Below are 22,900 nucleotides of genomic sequence, written 5' to 3' on the forward strand. Positions count from 1 at the left end.
TTACTTTTCTAACCCTAAAACAACCGGTGTTGATTTAAAGCCGATACCCATACGGTCGATTCCCATATCGATCAGTTCCAAGAAATGTTCACGTGTTCGAATTCCCCCGCTGCCTTTGATTTTAATGCGGCCTTTGCATTGATCCATCATAATTTGAATCACTTCATTTGTTGCACCTTTACTTTCATAACCGGTAATAAACCCCGTACTTGTCTTAACAAAGTCCGCATTTGCGGCAATCGCACATTCACAGGCTTGACGGATTTGCTCTTCATTTAATGTGTCCGTTTCAAAAATTACTTTAACCGCTGTTCCATGAGCATGACAGGCTTCAACAATCACCAGAAGTTCTTTCGTCACCTCTTCATATTTTCCGCTGCGGATCCACCCAAAATTTGCAACGATATCGAGTTCATAAATATCCTCTCGTTGACAATACGTTTCTGCCTGAAGAACTTTGGAGGCCGTCGTACTAGTTCCAAATGGAAAATCACACACCACACAAATTTTTGTATCTGTTCCTTCTGTCATTTCTGCCGCGATATCCAAAGAAGATGGATTGACACAAACAGTGGCACAATGATAATCGATCCCTTCTTGAATATACTTTCGAATCTCTGTTTCGGTAAAATCCGGCTTCAGTACAGATTGATCAATGTAGGCACCTAGTTCTTCCACTGTCATCTCGCTTGCTTTTTTCATGGTGAATCCCTCCTGCTTTTTTTATTTGATTGCTTTCTCTGCACTTATCAATTTTATGCAAGAAAAATAACCATATATCTTATATTTTAAGTATAGAATATCCACTATTCATTGTAAACGCTCACTTTGCTAAGTTTTTCACTTTATTAGGTAGCACGATTCACTACTGTTTGCTTTTCTAATTGGCTCTTTAATTCATTTAACGAAATATTTTTAAAATCCCCATTCTTCATTCGTTTTCGATAAGCCGAGGCTGTCTCCCCAGTTAATTTTTTAAACATTCGACTAAAAACAACCAGACTATTAAACCCAACTTGTTCTGCAATTGATTCGACAGATTCGTCAGTCATAGACAATAGAAATGCCCCCTGATTAATCCGTACTCCTAAAATATATTCTTTCATGCTAATAGCCATATGCGTGCGAAAGACTCGAGATAAATGGCTGCGATTCACCGATAAATGCTGCGCAATCTCTTCCACTGTCAATTGCTCTGCGTAATGTGCTTCAATATATTCCACGGCAGCTACAGCTAGCGGTGAATAATTTTTTTCATCTCCTAAATGAATTTTTCCGCCATCAGATAATAGGTCCGCTAAAAAATGATATGTTAATCCATTCAGCTGCAGCTCATTTTCTAGTGTTTCATCCGCATAAGACAAGCAGTCTAAGATTGTCTCACTATATTTTTGAATATCTGAAGAGATCATCGTATATTGGTCTTCTTTAAAATGAGATTGACGGATGATTTCATTTGCTGCAGAACCACCGAAAGAAAGCCAGCAATACATCCACGGCTCCTCTCCATCTGCTAAATAGAAAGTTGAATCCCCCGGACGAATTAAAAACAGATCTCCTTTTTTTAGATGATAATGATGATTTTTCACATGGTAAGTTCCCTTGCCCTCCATCACGACATGCAGAATATAATTCTGCCGAACTGCTGGACCAAAAGAATGAAAAGGAAGGGTTTTAGAAATACCGCAAAAATCAAAATGTAAATCTGTTTGTATATAGTGCTGCTTCTTTTTCAAAAAAATCGTTTGTTCCATTGCCAGTTCCTCCATTTCAGCTTCCCCTTAAATTATACATGAAAAAGTTAAATCCATTCAAAATATTCTATAAAATTGCTTTGATGGACCACTACTATCAACCTTCTATCTTTTTATTTCTTAAAAATATATGCAACAAAAAGTTAAATAGTCGTCACAGAAATACGTAATAAAGAAAACGATTACTTGTTAAGATAGCTTTAGACTTAATAATAAAACTTCTAGTCCTTGTCACTTTCTCCATATATCGGTAAAATTACAAAGACACGTGAAATTGAATAATTCTTATGAAGAGAGGTTTTTTTAATGCACATTACAGAAAAAGATTTTGGACAAGATTATCATTTGATTACTCTTAGAAATGAAGACGGTTTCCAAATGGCTGTGACTGATCTAGGCGCTCGAATTGTCAGTCTTGGCAAGGATAAGGAACTAATTTTAGGTTTTGACTCTGCCCAAGAATACTTAGAGAAGGATCCTTTTATTGGCGCAACAATCGGGCGAACAGCCGGTCGAATCGAGAAAGGTCAATTTTCACTTGATGGAAAAGACTATCAAGTATCCACAGACCCAGCAACTGGACATTCTCTTCATGGTGGAAAGCCGGGATTTGAGGAAAAAAAATGGGCCTATACGATCGAGAAGGACGAAAGTGAAGCCTCGGTTATTTTTACCATGCTCAGTCCTGATGGTGAACATGGTTTTCCAGGAAACTTAGAGGTTGAGGTACGCCATACGTTGACAAATGATAATATTTGGCGCGTGACAACTACAGGAATTAGTGACCAGACAACACTGTTTAATCCAACCAACCATGTGTACTTTAATTTGACTGGCGACGTGACTCAAGCAATTGATGAACATAAGCTTTGGCTAAATAGCGACTCCTTTGCTTACCTTCGTCCAGATACCATTCCAACTGGTGAAAAAATGGATACAAAGGACACAGCCTTTGATTTTCAAACTGAAAAAGCATTAGCGGAGGTATTTGCCAGTGACTTTGAACAAAAGAATTTGTGTAACGGACTCGATCATCCTTTCTTCTTAAAGGAAAGCAATTTGGATATCCCAGCAGCAAAATTAACGAGTCCCGATGGGAAAATCGAATTATCAGTGTCCACTGACTCATCCAGTGTTGTGATTTTCACCGCAAACTTTGGTGATGAAGGCCCAGAGATTCGTGGGAAGAAATTAGCAAATCATGGGGGAATTACATTTGAGACACAAATCGCCCCTGGTGCGGAACAATATGCTGCCTTTGGTTCAATGGTCTTACCTGCCAATGAACCCTTTAAAACAATTACTGAATACAAAATAACTTTGAAAGAAGCGGATTGAAATGGAAATTAAACGCGAATTAAATACAAAATTTGCTGAAATATTTGGTCCAAGAGAGACGACACAATATTTTTCTCCTGGTCGAATCAATTTGATCGGTGAGCATACGGATTACAATGGCGGGCATGTCTTCCCCGCTTCAATCACTTATGGAACCTATGGCGTCGCAGCACCTCGTGAAGATAAAAAAGTGTTGGTTTATTCGACAAATTTTGATGATATCGGTGTGATTTCCTTCGATATTGACCATTTAGAGTACGATAAAAAAGACAATTGGGCGAATTATGTAAAGGGCATGGTCTTAAAACTAAAAGAAGGACATACGATTGATCATGGCTTTGAACTGTTAGTCGAAGGAACGATTCCAAATGGTGCCGGCCTTTCTAGCAGTGCCTCACTAGAATTATTGGTTGGCGTGATGCTGGAGGACTTATTTGATCTGAAAACGGATCGACTTGAATTGGTTCAAACAGGAAAAAAAGTCGAAAATGAATTTATTGGTGTAAACTCTGGTATCATGGATCAATTTGCCATTGGATTTGGTGACGTGGATCAGGCCATTTTATTAGATACCAACACATTGAAATACGAAATGGTCCCAGTGAAACTCGATGGGTACGCCGTTGTCATCATGAACACCAACAAACGCCGTGAACTAGCGGACTCTAAATACAATGAGCGCCGCAGCGAATGTGAGGAAGCCCTTGCTCGTCTACAAAGAAACTTAGACATCCAGTCTTTAGGTGAACTAGATGTGGCAACTTTTGAAGCAAATAGCTCTTTAATTGCCGACGATACTTTAACTCGCCGAGCACGCCACGCGGTAACTGAAAATCAACGAACCTTAGAAGCTAAGGCTGAATTGGAAAAAGGAAATCTAGCAGCTTTTGGAAAACTGCTCAATGCCTCTCATCATTCTCTGCGTTATGACTACGAAGTTACTGGAATCGAACTAGATACACTCGTTGATACCGCGCAGGCACAAGAAGGTGTACTTGGTGCTCGCATGACCGGTGCAGGATTCGGAGGATGTGCAATCGCCTTAGTCAAAGAAGAAAATATTGCCACCTTCAAAAACAATGTCTATGACGTGTATCTAAAAATTGTCGGCTATGCCCCAGATTTTTATGTCGCCCATATTGGCAGCGGAACAACAAAAATTGGATAATTACTCCCCAAAAAGAAACTCCCCCATCTATTTTAGGTAGGGGAGTTTCAACGTTTTTGAGGATATCACTTACATTTTTGTCACACTTACCTTTTCTTAATTATTTTTTTATATGATATTAAAAAATTATGGAGGTATTTTTAGTGAAGAAGTATGGATTATCCTTCTTATTTCTTTTTTTAAGCATTTTATTATTTTCACTTTCTACCCTTATTGGTTCTTATATTGATTCCAATGGTATGCTGATTGAGCCCGCATTCTTTTGCATCCCTTTTGGTTTTTTCTTGCTTATACTATCTATTTTTGCCGCGATTTACGCATTCACTAAGCAAAAATTTTAAAACGACGCTCTCACAAGACTGCAGTTTTGTAAGAGCGTCATTTTTTATCAGCGAAGCAGTTTCACTTGATTGCCTTTAAATGTGTGTCGCTGGATTTTCTTTTTTACTTAAGCTATCATTTCTTTAAAAAGGTGATATTATGGATTTTTTTATTGATTTATGCGGTCTTCTAGGTGTATGGCTTTTGTTTACGTTTCCTCTTTATCAAGCCTGTCTGGAGTTATCTGCTCAAGCTATTGCCTTTAAAAAGCAAGTAACTTCAAAAATAGCAAGTAAAAAAATTTCTCCCTTATACTGGATTTTTCCGCCTCTCAAAATCCACAAAGAGAAAAATAGAGCTGTGTGTATTTTTAAAAGCTTGCATCTAAGTGATGACACATTACGTCAAATGCTGCTTTATTTTGACAAAGCGACTGCTTGGTTTTATGTTTCTCTTGCAGGATTACTCAATAGTATTTATTTTTCCTATGACTTATTTGAAAAGTATCATCCAATGCATCCGAGTTTCTTCTTTCTATTTCTATTTTGCATGATAGTTTTTTGTATTTTGAACGTTATCTATCGAATGGATCAAAAACGGATTCAGAAAAAAATAAACTCTCTAAAGTAACTATAGTTTTATTAAGTTTGATTATTAGAATTTTTTTCAAATTTGTGGTATATTTAATGATGGAATTTCGTTATGAACGTTTTAGTTGCCTTTCGTCACTAAATGAGAAAGGAGAATGCTCTATGACATTCACTAACAACAAATTGGAATACCGCGTAACTTTAGATACTAACTTAAATCTATTTATCGTTTTCGACAAACAAGACGAAAACAAATTTGCGACAGGTACGACAATTGAAAATGCAGTACAAGAATTAGCAAAAATCGCATAAGGAGTGTAATTCTCTAATGGACAATTACTGTTCGTACTGAAAGCATCTACTGTAAACAACGGTGGGTGCTTATTTTTTTGCTTCTGGAATTGTTGTTTCTACCTTTCCTACTGATTTTGCTGAAATTATAAAGTGAGATAATGTATAATAAAATCGGAGGTGGTTATTATGTTAACGAAAGATATTGTTGCTTTTGCCCTTTGTGCACTAGGTGCTATTTTAGGCGCCTATACAATTGCTTTGTCGGAAAAAAGACCCTCTTTATTTCAAATGCTCGCTGCGTGCTTCTTTTCTGGCGGATCATTGGTATTTTATTACTATTACTTCGAAAGCTTCCAGTCACCTTTCCTACCTATTTTGTATTACACAGTTGTAATTGGTTCTGCTATTTTATTTTCACGATTCAAAGACAAATCAAAGACGTAGTCATCCAAAAAAACTGGATGGACTTTTTTACATTAGTTCTTGGATTTCGTTCTAAAGTCCTATTCCAGCTAATTTTTTTAACATGTATACTTATATTAAGGAAAATTGCTAAAACCACCAGCATTTTATCCTAACTATTTTAGTATAGGAGACGATTACATGAAGTGGATAAACCAAGTAAAACCTAATGGCTTTTTTTACATCGGAATCCTCATTATGATACTTAATGTCGTTTTTTGGGACTGCAGCTTTTTGCTAATGATGATTGGTTCTGCGCTTGTCTTCTTTTCTGATACGATTACAAATTCAATGAATAGCTACTTAAAAGCCGATGATTAATGATTGGCTTTTTTTATTGTGCTATACTTGTCAAAAAACGGAGTTCTTTATGATTAAGGAATTTGAAAAATTACCTGCGGATGACCTTGATAAAATTGCTGACATTTGGCTGAAGAGTAATTTGTCCGCCCATCATTTTATTGACGCAAGCTATTGGCTAGAAGACAATTACGCCTATGTTAAGGAAGCCTTCCTAACTGCAGATATTTATTTGTATTATTACGAGAATGAAATTGTTGGATTTCTTGGGATCATCGATCATTACATTGCAGGCATATTTCTGCTGGAAGAATTCCAGTCGCTTGGAATCGGGACGCAATTACTTAAAAAAGTACAGTCTGAATACACAAAGCTTGGCTTACATGTATACGAAAAAAATAGTCATGCGGTTCAATTTTATCTGAAAAATGAGTTTATCATTCAAAAAAAAGCGTTGGATATAAATACAAACGAGATTGAATTATTTATGGAATGGACGGCCTAATCTTGGATTAGCTGTCCATTTTTTCATTTTGCAATCTTCCCACAGATATAGTCAGTATTTGGAGCCTCTATTTTGACCTCAGGGAAATCTAGGAATATACTCCCAGAAAGAGGTGTTCACAATGAATTTGAGAGATTTCAACAATATGTACACTTATTTGGCGATTTCCTATTTTTTTGTCTCACTTTTTTTCGCCTTTCAGGATGGAAAAATACTTAAATTAGCAAGCTTCTTTTTTCTTATTTCTTTCGGTATCAATGCCTTTAAAGCAATAAAGGCAGCGCAAAATCGACAATAATTTGGGGACTCTCCTTGAAATAGAATTTTATCTGATCATTTTCTTTTCATATTTTTTCAGAAAGTGATAAGATTTTCTCAAGGAGGTGAAAGAAATGGAAAGAAAATCTAGCTTTAGTTGGCCTTATTTTCTAATGGGCATCCTTTTTATTCTCGTTGCTTTAGCCTCATTTAGAGATCCCCAAAGCAGCTTACTTGCAATTGTTTATATTTTTGCGCTTTCCGCAATTTTAAAAGGTGTCTTCGAATTATTCTTTAGACGGAAAATCCATGAATTTACAAATCAAAAATCAACACTTTTAATCGTTCTCGGTGTCTTTGATTTATTGGTTGGTATTTTCTTCTTATTTAATATCTCTGCCGGATTAATCGCTTTGCCTTTTGTCTTTGCGATTTGGTTCTTAGTTGATTCTATCGTGGCTCTATTGACCGCAGGAATTTATAGGCTTGAGAGTACGGGGTATTACTGGTTCCACATCATTCTTAATGTCATCGGAGTTATTCTAGGTTTCATGCTTTTATTTAACCCAGTAACTTCAGCATTAACACTCGCTTTCTTAGTCGGCTTCTACTTTATGATGGCTGGTATATCACTGATCGCCTATGCATTTTAAGAACTTTAACTGGAGACGCTATCGTCTCTAGTTTTTTATTGTTTTGAAGCGGCATAAATTTTTTATTTCTGAAAATCTCCTTAATGATTTGTGCTAAAATGATAAGACATTATTTATTTAGGAGGTTCCAATGAAAAAAGAATCTGGATTGACTTATGGGTTTGGCGCGTATATTATTTGGGGCATCCTGCCGCTTTATTGGAAATTATTAGGAAACGTCGGTGCTGTCGATATTTTATTTTACCGAATTATTTGGTCGTTGATTTTTATGACTCTCTACTTAGTCATATTACGAAAAATCCCCTTGTTTATCAAAGAGGTCACAGAGCTTCTGAAGAGCCGACGCAATACGTTAGCGATCATAATCGCCGCTATCTTTATTTCATTAAACTGGGGAATCTATATCTATACCGTGTCGATTGGTCAAGTGCAGCAGGCTAGTCTCGGATACTATATTAATCCATTGTTGAATGTACTGGCAGGTGCACTCTATCTAAAAGAACCGCTATCTAAACAGGCAAAGCTTGCTAGTCTTTCCGCATTAACAGGGGTAGTGCTGCTGACGATTCAAACAGGTGTTTTTCCTTTCAATTCGATCTTCTTGGCCGCTAGCTTCTGCCTATATGGCCTAACAAAAAAAACAACTGAAGTTAAGTGCGGCTACTAGTATTACTTTGGAAACCTTGATTATCGCGCCTTTTGGATTGATTTATTTATTCTTTCTTTCACCCACGGGATTTATGAACTACTCGTTAAACACAAATTTATTATTGATAGGTGCCGGCATCGTTACGGCGATTCCTTTACTGCTTTTTGCAACGGCCGTAAAAAAATTATCTTACATCACTCTTGGCTTCCTACAATATGTTAATCCTACCATTATGCTAGCAATGGCCATCTTTTTATTTCATGAACCGTATGCCTTACCCCAATTCATCGCTTTTGCCTTTATCTGGTTAGGTATTCTTATTTTTGTATTAGGCAATCTTATTGACTCACGAAAAAAAGGGATCCGCTTATAATAGGCGATCCCTTTCTTTTTACTCTGTTTTCAAGCAGATGTTTTAATAATTAAACTCATGCACGACTTCTCCTGATTTAAATACTTTACTTGCTTTGACTATTCCATAATTCGTTGCATAACAGAGCGCCTCCCGATGTGTCTCAAACGTTTCCTCGATCATTTCCCCTACGATCGTTTTCACCTGAACTACATATTGATACTCCATATTTCGTCCCCATTTCTTTTCAACCATCATCTACTTAAAACGTCAACTAGTTTATATTTTTATCATACCTAGCTTTTCTTAGAGATTCAATAACATATGTTATATTTCCTAACATAATAGTAAAGTTTTTTCAAAAAGAAGACAACCAACGTCACATTTAGTTACATGGTTATGACTTGTACTCAAAAAGGAGCTTGTGAGAGAAGTGGCCAGTTTCAAAAAATTTCGGCTTATTTCCCCGAAGAATTGGCTTATGGAACACCGTTTATTCAAAAAAAGAGGTGTGACAGGTCTTTTGTCACACCTCCTCACAGAAGATTTAGTTATTCTTTTGAAATTCTTCGATATTTTGGATTACTTTTTGCGCTAAACGTACTTTTGCCATTGAGGTTAGACCTGCATTTGTTTTACCTGCAAAAACATTCGGCAACCCAATCACTTCCTCACCCAAACCAGCTTCAGTATCACTGAAAGCATAGTTTCCTGGCTGGTCTAACCATTTTCTTAGTGCAGATACCTCGTGTGAAGGAGCAATCGAAACATTCATCAAAATTTTCCCATTGCCAAATTTTTGAAATACTGCTTCATCTAATAAAACGACATTTTTATTCAAACATGTAATTAAAATATCTACTTCGTCTAACAGCTTATCCAAAGGCAAGTACGCCATTCCGACTTCTTCTTCCATTTCAGGTTTACGCGTTCGACTATAGTAATTGACATCCATCCCAAAGAAATTCATTGTTCGCGCTAGTAAACTGCCGACGGTGCCCATTCCAACAATCCCGACTTTCACATCTGTCAGTTCCATAGGTTCATCTTTCCACATCGCTGATCCACGTCCTTGTAATAAACGAACCAATTCGCTGATCGCGTATTCTTTTACGCCTTCATCCCCGTAATCCCGTACACCTGTTACAACGATTCCTTTCTTCTCCGCGTGACGAATATCAACATTTGCATTTTCTGGTGCATACAAACTTGCGCAAATTCCGATATAGCGAATGTTGGGACAAGCATCCAAAACTTCCTTATCAATAAAACTTGTAAAGCTTAACATTACACAATCTGCATCACCGATACGGTCAATGATGACTGCGGACTCAGTTGGAATATCTTCATAAAAAATCGCTTCTTCCGCAAATTCCTTTAACTTTTCATCCCATTCCGGCAATAACTTGGTTGGTTCGATTGCCACCATCTTCTTAAATTTTATCATGTCAGCCTCCTAGATAATCGTATTCACTTCATGATACGACCTGTGAATTTTCACGTCAACGAAAATCAATTATCGAAAGGAATAGCTGCTTATTTGAGAGCCTTCCTTGGTATTCTGCTTCGTTTAATAACGATTTTCTTCCTATAATAAAACACCGATAAAATTTTACCGGTGTCATGCTTTTACTCTTTCGTTTTAGCTGCAACGATTTCATCGACTAATTGGTCGATTGCTGGATCCTGCAAATAATTCTTCAACGTAACTATGGTCATTTGTGGATGTGCCTTACGGGTCCGTTCTTCTAAGTCTCGATGAACGACCACCATGTCACTATCTTTCGGTACGTCTTCGATTCGATAATTTTTGACTTCGATATCGGTGATGCCCGCTTTTTGCAATTTTTTCTTAAAGGTAGTCGCTCCCATCGCACTGCTGCCCATTCCCGCATCACAAGCAAAGGATACCTTTCTCAAGTTTGCGATTATACTGTTCGCAGACTTGCTGCTTTCACTATTTAGTAACTCTTTTCCTTCTGATTTCATTGCTTTTGATTTTTGAACAGATTCTTCAAAACTTTCATCCTCGTCGGAAGTCTTATCTGCCTTCAAAATCACCGCAGTGACTAAGAACGAAACAACTGTTGCGATAGCTACTCCTGCAATCACTCCAAAGAAATTGCCGCGAGGCGTCAAAGCGAGATAAGAAAAAATGGAGCCGGGACTTGGTCCAGCAACTAATCCCACATTCAACAATTGGAAAGTCAGCGTCCCAGCCATTCCCCCTGCAATCATTGCCAAAATAGTAATCGGTTTCATCAACACGTATGGAAAATACATTTCATGAATCCCACCGAAGAAATGGATGATGATCGCTCCAGGTGCTGTTCGTTTCGCTACTTTCTTTCCAAAGAAAGAATAGGCTAAAAGTAAGCCTAAACCTGGTCCAGGGTTGGATGCCACCATGAAATAAATGGATTTTCCAGCTTCTAAGGTTTGCTGCATTCCTAATGGATAATAGACTCCTTGGTCGATTACATTGTTCAAAAACAACACTTTTGCCGGCTCATTGATCAACGAAAGCAACGGAAGGAACCCCGTCGAAACTAACGCTTCAATCGCGCTCGTTACAAATTGATTCGCCGATTGGATCGTTGGGCCGATCACCAAATAAGACAAACACATCAAAATAAAACCAATAATACCAATCGAAAAATTGTTCACGACCATTTCAAAGCCTGCAGGGATTTTTCCATCTAGAAAGTCATCCGTTTTCTTCATGATCCAACCGCCCAATGGTCCAATCACCATGGCCCCCATGAACATCGGGATATCTGAACCGATAATCAAACCGATGGTTCCAATAGAACCCAATACTGCACCACGATGACCTCCAATCATGCGGCCGCCAGTATATGCTAGTAGTAATGGCAATAAGTAACTAACCGTCGGACTAACCAATTCATTTAATGATTCATTTGGAAACCAACCTGTTGGAATGAACAACGCGGTCGCGATCCCCCATGCAATAAATGCGCCGATGTTTGGTAAAACCATATTCGTTAAAAATCCGCCAAATGCCTGGACTCTCGCCCGCATTGATACTTGTTTCCCTTCATTCGTTACATCCATTTCCTTCTCTCCTTTATTCCTTAACCAAATCCAACAACGCTTGTTCTGTCTCTACCTCAAATAATTTCTGATATAATTTCTCATCACTTAATAACTCGCCTAAGTTTGCGATTAACTCTAAATGTCCGTCCGGTGAATCTGACGAAAGGGTAAATAAAACTTTTACAGGTTCGTCTCCAGGAAATAGTACTGGCTGATCCAAATGTAAAAACGTCATTCCAATACCATTGCTGCCGGCTTCTGGTCGTGCATGGGGCATCGCCACTTGAGGCAATAGAATAATGTAGTTGCCGTTGTCCAATACATTTTGGATCATCGCGTCTATATAGGCTTCTTCGATAATTCCTTGCGCTAAAAGCGGCTTCGCTCCTAGTCGAATGGCTTCTTGCCATGACCCAACCGTTTCAACAAATTTTGTATTCCCTGTTAATTGCTCTTTTAACATTTGTTCCTCCTATACCAGTGTTGCCGTCTCATAAGCGGCAATCACTTCTTCAAGCAACGCTCCATCTAGTTTAGAAATCGTCTTGATCGTAGCTGCTAATCCCTCTTCTTCAATCATCTCAGCCAGCTTGTCAGCCTCTGGATCAGCAGCGTTTCGATAATGGTAACCTGCTGCGATTACTTTGACACCTGATTCATGAGCGAGTTTCAAGTCTGCTAGCTTTTCCGTTGGAGCAACTAAGCGATCAGTTGGACCTAATTTTCTGATGGGTGAACCGCCAACACGGGAAATCTCATCTGAAAGCTTCTGATTGCCCTGTCGCTTCAGTGTTTTTTCAATAAAACCCGTCAGCTCTTCCCGATCAAACTGGTATTCCTGCACAAAATATTCCAAATTCTCTGCTAAAAACTGATTGACCACCTGTAGAATAGCTTGATCTTGAATGGCTGTTTGAACCGTTTGATACTTTTTCAAGGCTCCCAGATAGGCAATTGCGGCATGGGCGGCGTTGACAATATACAGTTTTCGCTCGATATACGGCTGCATCTCATCGACTAAAACCACTTTTTTGAGCTCATAGGGGGTTGCCGGATCAAGTTGTTGCCGATTGATTACCCATTCAAAGTACGGCTCTACAACAGCAATTGATTTTCCATTAACTGTTTTTCCAAGGGATTGCCGATCAATAGCCGTATTCACAAAATAAGCAAACTGGTTGAAGCTTATTTTCTCCTCTTCTGACAGCAACTCATAGACTTTATTTTTCAAGCTATCACTGGCATTGATGACATTTTCATTAGCCAAAATATTGATGCTGCACTTCTGTTCAAAACGTTTCCTTAGCCCCTTTGTGATCACTGGAGCGATCTTTGCCAGATTATTCGCACCCACGGAAGTAGTTAAAATATCTGCTTCTTCAATCGCTGAAACCACTTTATCCGTTTCAGTCAAACTATTCAGCGCTGTCACCTGATCCACAAAATCCCTTGACGCATTTTCATCAATGATCTCAACCAAATAGCCGTCGTCTTGATTCAATTGTTGAATCAGTTCTTCATTTGTATCAACGAAACAAACCTCAAAATCATTTTGATGTAAGAGCTGACCGATAAATCCCCGACCGATATTCCCTGCGCCAAAATGTACTGCTTTCATCCTCTTCACCTACTCTAAATTGGCATGATACTGCCATAAACTATGCATATCAATCGCTTTTTCCTCCACCATCATCAAGGCGATACTATCCCCTAGTAAAAGAAGGCATTGTTCAAATAGACTCGTCATTGGTTGAACGGAAGGTATCTCACCTGGCAAAGCCAATTTTGTTTGAACCGGTATTCGGATAAAAAAATCCGTGTACTCTTTCATTGAGCTATTTCCGTTCGACCCAATATGTGCCACCGTTGCTTTAAAGCTTTTCGCTTTTCTTGCAATCGCTAACGGAAATGAGCTCTCGCCACTGCCAGATCCAACAATTAACAGATCCTTTTCGGTGATTGCCGGCTCGGTAATTTGTCCTACCACCACTGTTTGAACCCCTAAATGCGCCAAACGCTTCGCAATGCCTTCTAACGATAGCAATACACGACCGACACCAACGAAAAATACCCGTTCGGCCTTTTCAATTTCCGCAACAAGCTCTTCTACTTCTTCTACGGCAATATTATCTAAAGTCGCTGCAATCTCATTGACGATTTTCTGTTCTACACTTTTAAACCCCAACGTCATTTCCTCCCTATCTGACTAAAACTGATTTATTCACTGCTTCAGACAATAATTGACGATTTTCTGTCAACGTATTTCCTGCAATGAACAGGCTTGTACTTCCTAACACCAAGTTTGTCGCACCCGCATCTAACAAATCTGGAATTGTTGCTAGTGAAACGCGCCCATCCACTTGAAGATCAACCGCTAATTCTTGCGTATCAATCAACCTACGAAGATCAGCAATTTTCTTTAAGGCGTAAGGAATCTGCTTCTCTGCCTTATTCGTCGCAAAGCCGGGATTAATCAACATTAAACACACACGATCAATCTCGGGTAAAATATAATCCAAAACATTTAGCGGTGTTGCCGGATTCAACGCTACCCCAACTTTTGTCCCTGTATTCTTGATTAATTGAATATAGCGATCAATATGTAAGCTCGTTTCCTGATGGAAAGTGATTCCTTCAACACCAACCTTCAGCATCTCACCAATAAAAAATTCATTATCATTTGACATGATATGCACATCAAAGGCCATCGTTGTGATTTCCCGCATTCGCTTGATTGTCTCTATTCCCAAAGGCATGCTTGGGCTAAACGACCCATCGATAACATCGATATGCAAAGTATCCATACCGACAGCTTCTAACTCACTGATACTTTTTTCTAGATTCACCAAATCGCTGCACATGATTGAAGGCGATAAAATGATTTTCTTTTTCATAAATGTTCTCCTCATTCGTTTTAATGACACTACTATTCAATTGAACATTCTGCAGATTGTAATTGAAAGGTCTTGTAAACGTTGGTCATTAGTAAAACAGTGACCTTCATTTACAAGCTCATTGTAACCGCTTAACAAATGCAAGTCAACACAAACATGCAAATAAATTAATTTTATTTGCATGTTTGTGCACGTTAGCTCGTATAACTCTAGATAACATTGACATAAAAACGCATACATGGCATGATAAACAGGAGAAAACAAGAAGGAGTGCGCAAGATGTTAAAAGAAGAACGTCACCAGAAAATTGTCGATCTATTAAATATTGAACAAAAAGTTATCGCCAGCGATTTAAGCCAGCGATTCAACGTTTCAGAAGATACAATTCGTCGTGATTTGAAGGAATTAGATGGACAAGGTCTTTTAAAAAGAGTCCATAGCGGGGCTTTACGTGTAGGTCCTCCCATTACGGATTTTAATTATCGAGAAACTGTAGCTAGTGAACGAAAGAAAGAGTTAGCACAGAAAGCACTGCCCTTTCTAAAAGAAGACTCCGTGATCATTATTGATGGCAGTACAACAAACTTAGCTTTAGCCAAAGAAATCCCACAAGATTTCCGAGCAACCATTATTACGAACAGCCCTCCGATCGCTATCGAATTGGCGCAGCATTCGAATATCGAAATCATAAACATTGGCGGTGTTTTTTATAAGCAATCCATGATTAACATCGGTGTGCAAGCCTACAAGCAGCTGAGAAATATTCGTGCCGATCTTTACATTATGGGGATCTATAATCTTGATATAGATGCCGGAACCAGTGTCCCGACTACGCAGGAATCTGAAATAAAAAGAGAAATGATCCGTATCTCTACTGAAGTTCTTGGAATGATTACGAATGACAAATTTGGAACAATCAGCAACCATATTGTGGGACCGGTTGACGACCTCACTTATTTAATTTCTGAGGAAATTCCAGATAAGGTGCGTAAGGAATACAATAAGCAAAAAATTGTTCTGATCGATTAACTAAAAAAAGATGACCAGATTCGGTCATCTTTTTTTACGCTAAGTCTTCATCCAATATTGTGCCTTCAGCCACGATATTGGTATCCCCTATTAAATAAAGTTCTTCGTTCACAACGTTCACTTTTAGCTGTCCGCCTAAAACCTCGATTACGACTGGATCCGTTGCAATTAAGCCTTTTTTAGTTAAGGCGTATGCCGTTGAGCCTGTACCTGTTCCGCAAGCCAGCGTGAAATCCTCTACCCCTCGTTCATAGGTGCGCTCCACGACCGTTTGATCAGACAAAATATCATAGAAATTTACATTCGCTCCCTTTTCAAAAGCGGAATGATTTCTCAGCTTTTTAGCAAACTCAATAATTGTTTCTAATTCTGTCATTGCAAGATCCGGTATATGAACAACTAAATGAGGAATTCCTGGATTCCCCAATTCGACATAATCAATGCTGACCTCTTTTCCACCAACTAAAAGCTGCTTATCTGCTTCGAAAACAGTCGGAGAATTTAATTGTACACGATAGGTTCGAGTATCCAATCGTTCAGCGGGAACATTGCCAGCAATCGTTTCAATAACCATTTTATCTTTTGCTACTCCGGTCTCATAAGCCCAACGAGCAACACAACGAGCTCCGTTTCCACACATCTCTGCTTCAGACCCATCTGCATTAAAGAAGCGTGCATAAAAGTCGCCATCTTCACGAGCATTTTCAATTGCAATCAGTGTGTCTGCGCCAACTGAAATACGTCGAGTGCAAACACGCGCTGAAAAAATCGCTAATTGCTCACTAGAAAATTTTTGTTTTTGATTATCGATTAAAATAAAATCATTTCCAGCGCCTTGCATTTTATAAAAAGGAACCTTCATGCTCTAGCCTCTCTTTCAGTATTTCTAGTTTAAGAAACTTGGAATTTCTTCATTTTGAATAATTTGATCTAATGTTTGTCTTTTGACAATCAGTTCTGCCTTTCCTGCTTTTGTTAATACAACTGCTGGAATAGCAAGCTTATTGTAATTGCTAGCCATTGAATACCCATAAGCTCCTGTTGAGAAGGTAGCGAAAATATCTCCTGTCTCAACCTTTGGCAACGCGATATCTTTCACTAAAATATCAGTACTTTCACAGGCTTTCCCTGAAACAGTCACTTTTTCGACAGCTTTTTCCTCAGCCTTATTCGCTAAAATCCCGGTGTATTCTGCTTCGTAAAGCCCTGGGCGGATATTATCTGTCATTCCACCGTCGATGCTGACATATTTCCGCAAACCAGGAAGCTCTTTGATCGCACCAATTTTGTGCAAACTGATTCCTGCTTCTGCTACAATACTGCGTCCCGGCTCAATAACGACTGCAGGCTGAGGAAAATTCTCCTCCTCACAAAACGCTAGAACTTTCTCCATCATTGGATCAGTAAAATAGCTAAAAGGCTTCGGCTGATCCGCGTCTGTGTAACGAACACCAAACCCGCCACCAAAATTCAACTCTTTTACTGTATAAGCAAAGCGTTCTTTCACCATTTTAACCAAATCCAACGCGATAGCTACTGCAGCAAGATGTGCTTGGTTATCAAATAATTGACTGCCGACATGAAAATGAAAGCCTAGGAAGTTCACTTCCGGTGTCTCAATCGCCTGTTGAATCTGTGGGAATAAAATCGCTTCATCAATCGGAATCCCGAATTTTGAATCCTTTTGCCCAGTCGAAATAAAGGAATGGGTCTGTACATTCACTTCCGGCGTAATTCGAAATAGAATGTCCACTGTTTTTTGTTTTTCTTTGGCAATCGCCGCAATCAGATCCACTTCCTGCAGACTATCAATGATGATTCGGCCAACACCATAATCAATCGCCATTTCAAGTTCTTCGATAGATTTATTATTACCATTCATTTCAATATGTTCAGCTGGAAAATCCCCTTTGATTGCTGTGTAGAGCTCTCCATCAGAGACAACGTCTAGAGAAAAGCCTTGCTGCTGAATAATTTTCAGCAACGCTAACGTAGAAAATGCCTTACTAGCAAATGCTACCCGAACATTTTCGTACTTATCTACAAAATCTCGCTGCAATTCTTGGCATTTTTCTTCAATCATCGTTTGCGAAAAAACATAAAGCGGTGTACCGAATTTTTCTGCCAAAGCAACTGTGTCACAGCCATCCCACATCAAATGTCCATTTTTTGTTTCAAATTCCATTTTAAGCCCCCTCAATTAGTTATCATTCAATCCAGCAATCAAATTTACATAGGTCTGAATTCCCAAAAGCAGATTTACTTCATCGAATTTCATCTTTCCACTATGTAGTGGATACGTATAGCCTTTTTCCTCATCTCGAATACCCAAGAAGAAAAACATCCCAGGAATTTCTTGCTGATACATCGAAAAATCTTCTGCAATCAAATATGGCGGTGTTTCTACATAATAATCCGCCGAAACCTTTTCCAGCGTCTCAACCATTTTCGGATCATTATCCACCACCCGATACATATGGTTAAAATCAACTATTGCCTCGCAGCCATAGCCATTCGCTATTTCTCCAGCCAACAGCTCCGTTCGACGAACCACCTCATCATAAACTTGATCATCAAAGGCTCTCATAGTTCCATGCAAAACGACTTCCTTCGCTACGATATTCATCGCTTCTCCGCCGTGAATCGTGCCGAAAGTCAAAACGACATTGTCTAAGGGACCAATATTTCTGGCTAAAATACTATTTAGCCCTGAAATGACGCCGCCTGCAGCAACAATCGCATCTTCTCCAAGCTGCGGTTGAGCACCATGAGTGCTGACTCCTTTGATCGTGATCGTCACCTCGGCATTACGAGCCATCATCGGTCCTGGCCGACAAGAAATTTTCCCCGCTGGCAAATCTGGAAAGACATGCAAACCAACGATTTCTTCTACACCTAATTTTTGTAAAATACCCGTTTTCATAATCAATTCTGCGCCGCCAGGTCCTTCTTCAGCGGGTTGAAAGACAAAAACAAGCGTCCCCTGAACTTTTTCCGGGTGCTTATGCAAATAAGCGATAAACCCCAGTAACGTTGCCATATGACCATCATGCCCGCAAGCATGCATTTTCCCCGCTGTTTTTGAAGCAAACTCATAGCCTGTCTGTTCTTCGACCGGCAATGCATCAATATCTGAACGAAAAGCCAATGTTTTCCCTGGTTTTTCTCCTCGTAGGACTGCAATCGTACCTGTTTCAATGACTTCATACGTTTCACTGACACCATAGGATGCCAATTTTTTTCGAATATATGCAGCCGTTTGCTTTTCTTCCAAACCTAACTCAGGGATTTGGTGCAGCTCTCGACGCATGGTAGTAACTAACTCTTCTAGCTCTTTAACTTCCGTATCGATCATCGTCTCACTCATTTCCATAGAAATTCTTAGAATAATGCCCTTTAAATTAGAATCTCATTGATAGTTTCTCATATTATAGTATAGATTGCTTCTTTGGTCATCAATTTGTTTCGCAAATTTTCAGTATATAGAAAGAAAATTTCTCAATTTTGTCTGCTTAGAACGTTTGTGGTAAAACGCAATAAACTTTTCTTCTATTAATATAAAGAACTAGCGAAAGCACTAAAATAGTGTTTTCGCTAGTTCTTTATTCTGTAAAGCCATGATTATCCGCTACGGTTTTAAACCAGTGACCGGATTTTTTGATCGTTCGCTTGCCATCATTTTTTATATCCACCGAGATAAAGCCATATCGATTTTTATAGGCATTGGTCCATGACCAATTATCCATGCAAGTCCACATATGATAACCTAAACAATTGGTTCCTTCTTGGATCGCTTGATGAACATATTTCAAATGGTCTGAAACAAACTCAATGCGATAGTCATCCTCAATCTGACCATGCTCGTTAATGTAACGCTCTTCGCCTTCGACACCCATCCCATTTTCAGAGATGAAACAACGAATATTTCCATAATTTTCTCGTACATTCGTCAAGATATCATAGATACCTTTTTCATAAATTTCCCATCCACGATAAGGGTTGATTTTTTTATCTGGCATATCATAATAATCAAAATAATCATCAGGCATGGGGCCATGTGTAGGATCAACCAGTGTTTCCTTTGCTTTGATCCGTCTCGGTTGATAGTAATTAATTCCCAACAAATCAACCGTATTATTTTTGATGATTTCCAAATCTCCCTCTTGTATCTCTGGCACGATCTCTAAATCCTTCACCACTGCGATTAATGCTTTAGGAAACTCACCCTTAACTGCAGGATCTAGAAAAGAACGATTGAAAAAGGCATCTGCCATTTGAGCCGCTTTTACATCTGCTGGATTGTCCTCATCCCTTGGATAGCTAGGAGTTAAATTCAAAATAATACCAATTTCTCCAGCTAGTCCCATTTCATGATAAGCCTGTATCGCCTTTGCGCTGGCCAAATTTTCGTGATACCCTACCATCACAGCTTCCTCCATAATGACATGGTTCGGATAATGAAATTGATAAAGATATCCGCCTTCCACCGGAACAACTGGTTCATTATGCGTAAACCATTTCTTTACACGATTCCCAAATAACTCAAAGCACGTTTTCGCATAAACTACATAAGCATCAACTGTCTCTCGATTTGTCCATCCACCTTTTTCTTGAAGTGCTAAAGGCATGTCAAAGTGAAATAGATTTATAAAAGGTTCGATTCCGTTTGCTAAAAGCTCATCAATATAACGATTATAAAATCTAACCGCCTCTTGATTGACTTCTCCCACCCCGTCTGGAATCAAACGACTCCATTGAATAGAGGTTCGGAATGAATTATGACCCGTCTGCTTCATCAGGTTCACATCTTCTTGAAATCGTTCATAAGCTCGAGAGGCTTTATCTGGACCTACTCGATCAAAAAACTTCTCAGGCTCTATTTTGTACCAATGATCCCAAATATTTTCACCCTTACCATCTCCCTCGAATCTTCCCTCTGTCTGTGGTCCACTTGCTGACGATCCCCACCAAAAATTTTCTGGAAATGTATACTTCATCGTTTCTTCCTCCTAAATTTCAACATCTATTCTGCTTCGAAACAAAATGACTCTTTATCTCTCTTACCAATCATAACAAATTAAAAATAAAAATCAATCATTTTAAAAACTATGACTAGACATAATTTTACAATCGTGTTAAATTATATCTGTAATCGATTACAAAAAATTTTAGAGGTGAATAGAATGAATGGGTTTATGGATAAACTGGCGGAGAAAATCATGCCTCTAGCAAATAAGCTAGGACAAAATCGCTACTTAACGGTATTAAGAGACGCATTTATGTTGTCATTTCCACTGACCATGTTTGGTTCAATCGTGGTTGTTATTAACAACCTACCCTTTTTTAACGACGCTACTAAAGGAATGTTATCTGAACTCTTTGGTAACGGTCAAAATGCGACGATGAGCATCATGTCTGTGTTTGTTACATTTGGGATTGGCTATTATTTATCAGAATCATATGAAGTAGAAGGAATTTTTGGTGGCGCTGTTTCTTTCGCCAGCTTTCTAATTTTGACACCTTTTGTAATGAGTCTAGAAAATGGTGAAGAAATCGGCGGTGTTCTTTCGTTGGATCGGCTTGGTGCAAAAGGGATGTTTATTGGGATGATTGCCGCATTTATCGCAGCCGAAATCTACTGCCGAATTACTAAAAGAGGGTGGCAAATCAAGATGCCTGATGGCGTGCCGCCTGCAGTAACAAAATCATTTGCTGCTTTAATTCCTGCCGTTATGACACTTACTGTTTTCTTAATTGTCAATGCAATTATGACAGGCGTTTTCCATGCAAACTTACATGATGTTATTTACGAAGTAATCCAAAAGCCTTTGACAGGTCTTGGCAGCAGCCTACCCGCTACACTATTGGCTCTTTTCTTAGTACAATTTTTATGGTTCTTTGGTCTTCACGGACAAATTATTGTCAATTCAGTGATGGATCCAATTTGGAATACCTTAATGCTAGACAATCTGGAAGCTTATAAAGCGGGAGATCCGTTGCCTCACATCATCTCAAAACCATTTATGGAAACTTTTACTGTAGGACTGGGAGGTTCTGGTATGACCTTGGCTGTAGTTATTTTGATGGCCTTTGTCTTGAAGAAAAAACAATACCGTGATGTGGGTAGACTAGCTCTTGCCCCTGGGATTTTTAATGTGAATGAGCCGGCGATCTTTGGCTTGCCGATCGTATTAAATGCGACCATTTTGATTCCTTGGGTGTTGGCTCCTCTGGTTGTTACGACTATTAATTATCTAGTCATGGCTGCCGGTATCGTACCTCCACCAACCGGTGTTTCTGTTCCGTGGACTGTCCCTATCGTCGCCAGTGGTATTTTGGCTACAAATTCTTGGTTAGGAGGGGCATTACAAGTCCTTGATTTCATTATCGTCGGCTTTATTTGGTATCCTTTCCTACGCATTCTCGACAAGCAGCCGAATTTCGATATTGAATAATGAATAGTAAGTTAAGATAGACCTAAAAAGTTTGTCTTAACTTTTTTATTTATTGTATAGACATTTAAACTTAGGTATAATCATATCGAGGTGATTACATGCCAAAATACGAAGAAATCGCTAATACATTACGAAACCGAATAAAAACCGAGACGTATCCTGCTGGCTCCTTATTACCAAAGCAAATCGAATTGGTGAAGGAATTTTCTGTCAGTCGCATGACTGTTCAAAAAGCCCTAGAGATTTTAACTCTAGAAGGATTGATTGCATCAAAAAAGGGAGTTGGGACAACCATTCTACACCATCCCTTTTTAACCAAGGACACCTCTGCCTTGTCCTACTATGATGGTCTCAGTGCGGAAATGGAAAAAGCCAATCGAAAATTGGAAAGCCGTATCATCGAGTTTAATGTTGAGTTTCCCGATACAGCGATTCAAGAGAAATTGCATATATCTGAGGAAGAACCCGTCTATAATATCATTCGTCTAAGAGTATTAGATGACAATCCTTTCATTTTGGAACATACTTATATGCCGATCCAGGCTGTTCCTAACCTGAAAAAGGAGATTATTGAATCCTCAATTTATCAATACATCAAAAATGATCTTGGTATAAAAATTACCGGTGCTTACCGAACAATTCGAGCGGATAAAAGCTCTGAATACGATCAAAAGTATCTGGATTGCGCAGTGGACGATCCTGTTCTGGAAATTCGGCAGATCGCCTATCAGCAAAATGGGGACCCCATCGAATATTCCCGCAGCCGAAATCGTTTTGATGTTCGCGATTATTCTTTCCTAGATATGAAAGGAAATTAGGCC

At 38.9% G+C, this 22,900-nt stretch carries 26 protein-coding genes and 1 pseudogene; 14 read left to right on the forward strand and 13 right to left on the reverse strand.

The annotated features are described in order from the left end of the window. The gene (gene deoC, locus RV13_RS02300) at positions 1 to 702 is read right to left on the reverse strand and encodes a deoxyribose-phosphate aldolase (protein ID WP_028020866.1); all 702 of its coding nucleotides are present in this window, start codon (positions 700 to 702) and stop codon (positions 1 to 3) included. Positions 703 to 848: 146 nt separating this feature from the next. Next, positions 849 to 1,754 carry an AraC family transcriptional regulator gene (locus RV13_RS02305; RefSeq protein WP_010743694.1) on the reverse strand — a complete coding sequence of 302 codons (906 nt, stop codon included), beginning with the start codon at positions 1,752 to 1,754 and terminating at the stop codon, positions 849 to 851. A gap of 306 nt (positions 1,755 to 2,060) precedes the next feature. On the opposite strand from RV13_RS02305, the gene RV13_RS02310 reads away from it, so the two are divergent. The 11 genes and pseudogenes from RV13_RS02310 (at position 2,061) to rarD (ending at position 8,665) form a co-directional block, all read left to right on the forward strand. Then, the gene (locus RV13_RS02310; RefSeq protein WP_010743695.1) at positions 2,061 to 3,092 is read left to right on the forward strand and encodes an aldose epimerase family protein; all 1,032 of its coding nucleotides are present in this window, start codon (positions 2,061 to 2,063) and stop codon (positions 3,090 to 3,092) included. 1 nt (position 3,093) lies between these two features. After that, positions 3,094 to 4,260, forward strand: a complete 1,167-nt coding sequence (locus tag RV13_RS02315) for a galactokinase (RefSeq protein WP_010743696.1) — start codon at positions 3,094 to 3,096, stop codon at positions 4,258 to 4,260. A 128-nt stretch (positions 4,261 to 4,388) separates the two neighbouring features. Next, entirely contained in the window at positions 4,389 to 4,601 is a 213-nt protein-coding gene (locus tag RV13_RS02320) for a DUF3955 domain-containing protein (RefSeq protein ID WP_192926140.1), read from the forward strand. Positions 4,602 to 4,740: 139 nt separating this feature from the next. After that, positions 4,741 to 5,211 carry a hypothetical protein gene (locus tag RV13_RS02325; protein WP_010743698.1) on the forward strand — a complete coding sequence of 157 codons (471 nt, stop codon included), beginning with the start codon at positions 4,741 to 4,743 and terminating at the stop codon, positions 5,209 to 5,211. 122 nt (positions 5,212 to 5,333) lie between these two features. Next, positions 5,334 to 5,483, forward strand: a complete 150-nt coding sequence (locus RV13_RS20950) for a hypothetical protein (RefSeq protein ID WP_010743699.1) — start codon at positions 5,334 to 5,336, stop codon at positions 5,481 to 5,483. A gap of 168 nt (positions 5,484 to 5,651) precedes the next feature. Beyond that, a complete protein-coding gene (locus RV13_RS02330; RefSeq protein WP_010743700.1) occupies positions 5,652 to 5,909 on the forward strand; it encodes a hypothetical protein in 258 nt (85 codons plus the stop codon). 159 nt (positions 5,910 to 6,068) lie between these two features. Further along, complete coding sequence (locus tag RV13_RS02335) at positions 6,069 to 6,248, forward strand: hypothetical protein (protein ID WP_010743701.1); 180 nt, start codon at positions 6,069 to 6,071, stop codon at positions 6,246 to 6,248. A gap of 49 nt (positions 6,249 to 6,297) precedes the next feature. After that, positions 6,298 to 6,732, forward strand: coding sequence for a GNAT family N-acetyltransferase (locus tag RV13_RS02340; protein WP_010743702.1), 435 nt, complete (start codon positions 6,298 to 6,300; stop codon positions 6,730 to 6,732). Positions 6,733 to 6,853: 121 nt separating this feature from the next. Continuing rightward, positions 6,854 to 7,030: a hypothetical protein gene (locus RV13_RS20955; protein ID WP_010743703.1), complete on the forward strand. Its 177-nt coding sequence runs from the start codon at positions 6,854 to 6,856 to the stop codon at positions 7,028 to 7,030. 94 nt (positions 7,031 to 7,124) lie between these two features. Next, entirely contained in the window at positions 7,125 to 7,643 is a 519-nt protein-coding gene (locus RV13_RS02345) for an HdeD family acid-resistance protein (RefSeq protein WP_060789284.1), read from the forward strand. A gap of 130 nt (positions 7,644 to 7,773) precedes the next feature. Further along, positions 7,774 to 8,665: pseudogene (rarD, locus tag RV13_RS21645) on the forward strand (EamA family transporter RarD). A gap of 42 nt (positions 8,666 to 8,707) precedes the next feature. On the opposite strand, the gene RV13_RS20960 reads toward rarD, so the two are convergent. From RV13_RS20960 to RV13_RS02380, 7 genes are all read right to left on the reverse strand, one after another. Continuing rightward, complete coding sequence (locus RV13_RS20960; RefSeq protein WP_010743706.1) at positions 8,708 to 8,872, reverse strand: hypothetical protein; 165 nt, start codon at positions 8,870 to 8,872, stop codon at positions 8,708 to 8,710. Positions 8,873 to 9,191: 319 nt separating this feature from the next. After that, positions 9,192 to 10,091, reverse strand: coding sequence for an NAD(P)-dependent oxidoreductase (locus tag RV13_RS02355; protein ID WP_060789283.1), 900 nt, complete (start codon positions 10,089 to 10,091; stop codon positions 9,192 to 9,194). Between the two features lie 182 nt (positions 10,092 to 10,273). Beyond that, the gene (locus RV13_RS02360; protein WP_010743708.1) at positions 10,274 to 11,719 is read right to left on the reverse strand and encodes a PTS mannitol transporter subunit IIBC; all 1,446 of its coding nucleotides are present in this window, start codon (positions 11,717 to 11,719) and stop codon (positions 10,274 to 10,276) included. Between the two features lie 13 nt (positions 11,720 to 11,732). After that, positions 11,733 to 12,164, reverse strand: a complete 432-nt coding sequence (locus RV13_RS02365) for a PTS sugar transporter subunit IIA (RefSeq protein WP_010743709.1) — start codon at positions 12,162 to 12,164, stop codon at positions 11,733 to 11,735. Positions 12,165 to 12,173: 9 nt separating this feature from the next. Then, positions 12,174 to 13,319 carry a mannitol-1-phosphate 5-dehydrogenase gene (locus RV13_RS02370; protein WP_010743710.1) on the reverse strand — a complete coding sequence of 382 codons (1,146 nt, stop codon included), beginning with the start codon at positions 13,317 to 13,319 and terminating at the stop codon, positions 12,174 to 12,176. Between the two features lie 9 nt (positions 13,320 to 13,328). Next, on the reverse strand, positions 13,329 to 13,886 hold the full coding sequence (hxlB, locus tag RV13_RS02375; protein WP_010743711.1) for a 6-phospho-3-hexuloisomerase: 558 nt from the start codon (positions 13,884 to 13,886) through the stop codon (positions 13,329 to 13,331). 13 nt (positions 13,887 to 13,899) lie between these two features. Next, positions 13,900 to 14,595: a ribulose-phosphate 3-epimerase gene (locus RV13_RS02380; RefSeq protein WP_010743712.1), complete on the reverse strand. Its 696-nt coding sequence runs from the start codon at positions 14,593 to 14,595 to the stop codon at positions 13,900 to 13,902. Positions 14,596 to 14,874: 279 nt separating this feature from the next. Here RV13_RS02380 and RV13_RS02385 point away from each other — a divergent pair, with 279 nt between their 5' ends. After that, positions 14,875 to 15,624 carry a DeoR/GlpR family DNA-binding transcription regulator gene (locus RV13_RS02385; RefSeq protein WP_010743713.1) on the forward strand — a complete coding sequence of 250 codons (750 nt, stop codon included), beginning with the start codon at positions 14,875 to 14,877 and terminating at the stop codon, positions 15,622 to 15,624. A 34-nt stretch (positions 15,625 to 15,658) separates the two neighbouring features. On the opposite strand, the gene dapF is transcribed toward RV13_RS02385, so the two are convergent. From dapF to RV13_RS02405, 4 genes are all read right to left on the reverse strand, one after another. Continuing rightward, complete coding sequence (dapF, locus tag RV13_RS02390) at positions 15,659 to 16,486, reverse strand: diaminopimelate epimerase (protein ID WP_010743714.1); 828 nt, start codon at positions 16,484 to 16,486, stop codon at positions 15,659 to 15,661. 24 nt (positions 16,487 to 16,510) lie between these two features. After that, positions 16,511 to 17,809, reverse strand: coding sequence for a diaminopimelate decarboxylase (gene lysA / locus RV13_RS02395; RefSeq protein ID WP_010743715.1), 1,299 nt, complete (start codon positions 17,807 to 17,809; stop codon positions 16,511 to 16,513). 15 nt (positions 17,810 to 17,824) lie between these two features. Continuing rightward, positions 17,825 to 18,979, reverse strand: a complete 1,155-nt coding sequence (locus RV13_RS02400; RefSeq protein WP_174520508.1) for a M20 metallopeptidase family protein — start codon at positions 18,977 to 18,979, stop codon at positions 17,825 to 17,827. Between the two features lie 247 nt (positions 18,980 to 19,226). Further along, positions 19,227 to 20,621 (reverse strand): glycoside hydrolase family 1 protein, encoded by a 1,395-nt coding sequence (locus RV13_RS02405; RefSeq protein WP_010743717.1) that lies wholly within the window; start codon positions 20,619 to 20,621, stop codon positions 19,227 to 19,229. Between the two features lie 186 nt (positions 20,622 to 20,807). Between RV13_RS02405 and celB the strand changes: the two genes are divergently transcribed. Both celB and RV13_RS02415 read left to right on the forward strand, forming a co-directional pair. Then, positions 20,808 to 22,079, forward strand: a complete 1,272-nt coding sequence (gene celB / locus RV13_RS02410) for a PTS cellobiose transporter subunit IIC (protein WP_010743718.1) — start codon at positions 20,808 to 20,810, stop codon at positions 22,077 to 22,079. Between the two features lie 98 nt (positions 22,080 to 22,177). Further along, positions 22,178 to 22,897, forward strand: a complete 720-nt coding sequence (locus RV13_RS02415) for a GntR family transcriptional regulator (RefSeq protein ID WP_010743719.1) — start codon at positions 22,178 to 22,180, stop codon at positions 22,895 to 22,897. Positions 22,898 to 22,900: the final 3 nt, after the last annotated feature.

Origin of the sequence: Enterococcus raffinosus (genome assembly GCF_001886185.1) — a bacterium.
GTDB classification, from domain to species: domain Bacteria; phylum Bacillota; class Bacilli; order Lactobacillales; family Enterococcaceae; genus Enterococcus_A; species Enterococcus_A raffinosus.

Coding starts and splice junctions, on each gene's coding strand:
- RV13_RS02315 (WP_010743696.1), top strand. CDS start 3,094: ATGGAAATTAAACGCGAATTAAATACAAAATTTGCTGAAATATTTGGT.
- RV13_RS02310 (WP_010743695.1), top strand. CDS start 2,061: ATGCACATTACAGAAAAAGATTTTGGACAAGATTATCATTTGATTACT.
- RV13_RS02415 (WP_010743719.1), top strand. CDS start 22,178: ATGCCAAAATACGAAGAAATCGCTAATACATTACGAAACCGAATAAAA.
- RV13_RS02320 (WP_192926140.1), top strand. CDS start 4,389: ATGGAGGTATTTTTAGTGAAGAAGTATGGATTATCCTTCTTATTTCTT.
- RV13_RS02365 (WP_010743709.1), bottom strand. CDS start 12,164: ATGTTAAAAGAGCAATTAACAGGGAATACAAAATTTGTTGAAACGGTT.
- RV13_RS02385 (WP_010743713.1), top strand. CDS start 14,875: ATGTTAAAAGAAGAACGTCACCAGAAAATTGTCGATCTATTAAATATT.
- dapF (WP_010743714.1), bottom strand. CDS start 16,486: ATGAAGGTTCCTTTTTATAAAATGCAAGGCGCTGGAAATGATTTTATT.
- RV13_RS02355 (WP_060789283.1), bottom strand. CDS start 10,091: ATGATAAAATTTAAGAAGATGGTGGCAATCGAACCAACCAAGTTATTG.
- RV13_RS02345 (WP_060789284.1), top strand. CDS start 7,125: ATGGAAAGAAAATCTAGCTTTAGTTGGCCTTATTTTCTAATGGGCATC.
- RV13_RS02325 (WP_010743698.1), top strand. CDS start 4,741: ATGGATTTTTTTATTGATTTATGCGGTCTTCTAGGTGTATGGCTTTTG.
- RV13_RS02335 (WP_010743701.1), top strand. CDS start 6,069: ATGAAGTGGATAAACCAAGTAAAACCTAATGGCTTTTTTTACATCGGA.
- deoC (WP_028020866.1), bottom strand. CDS start 702: ATGAAAAAAGCAAGCGAGATGACAGTGGAAGAACTAGGTGCCTACATT.
- RV13_RS02340 (WP_010743702.1), top strand. CDS start 6,298: ATGATTAAGGAATTTGAAAAATTACCTGCGGATGACCTTGATAAAATT.
- RV13_RS02400 (WP_174520508.1), bottom strand. CDS start 18,979: ATGATCGATACGGAAGTTAAAGAGCTAGAAGAGTTAGTTACTACCATG.
- RV13_RS20955 (WP_010743703.1), top strand. CDS start 6,854: ATGAATTTGAGAGATTTCAACAATATGTACACTTATTTGGCGATTTCC.
- celB (WP_010743718.1), top strand. CDS start 20,808: ATGAATGGGTTTATGGATAAACTGGCGGAGAAAATCATGCCTCTAGCA.
- RV13_RS02305 (WP_010743694.1), bottom strand. CDS start 1,754: ATGGAACAAACGATTTTTTTGAAAAAGAAGCAGCACTATATACAAACA.
- lysA (WP_010743715.1), bottom strand. CDS start 17,809: ATGGAATTTGAAACAAAAAATGGACATTTGATGTGGGATGGCTGTGAC.
- RV13_RS02370 (WP_010743710.1), bottom strand. CDS start 13,319: ATGAAAGCAGTACATTTTGGCGCAGGGAATATCGGTCGGGGATTTATC.
- RV13_RS02380 (WP_010743712.1), bottom strand. CDS start 14,595: ATGAAAAAGAAAATCATTTTATCGCCTTCAATCATGTGCAGCGATTTG.
- RV13_RS20960 (WP_010743706.1), bottom strand. CDS start 8,872: ATGGAGTATCAATATGTAGTTCAGGTGAAAACGATCGTAGGGGAAATG.
- RV13_RS02405 (WP_010743717.1), bottom strand. CDS start 20,621: ATGAAGTATACATTTCCAGAAAATTTTTGGTGGGGATCGTCAGCAAGT.
- RV13_RS02360 (WP_010743708.1), bottom strand. CDS start 11,719: ATGGATGTAACGAATGAAGGGAAACAAGTATCAATGCGGGCGAGAGTC.
- RV13_RS02330 (WP_010743700.1), top strand. CDS start 5,652: ATGTTAACGAAAGATATTGTTGCTTTTGCCCTTTGTGCACTAGGTGCT.
- RV13_RS20950 (WP_010743699.1), top strand. CDS start 5,334: ATGACATTCACTAACAACAAATTGGAATACCGCGTAACTTTAGATACT.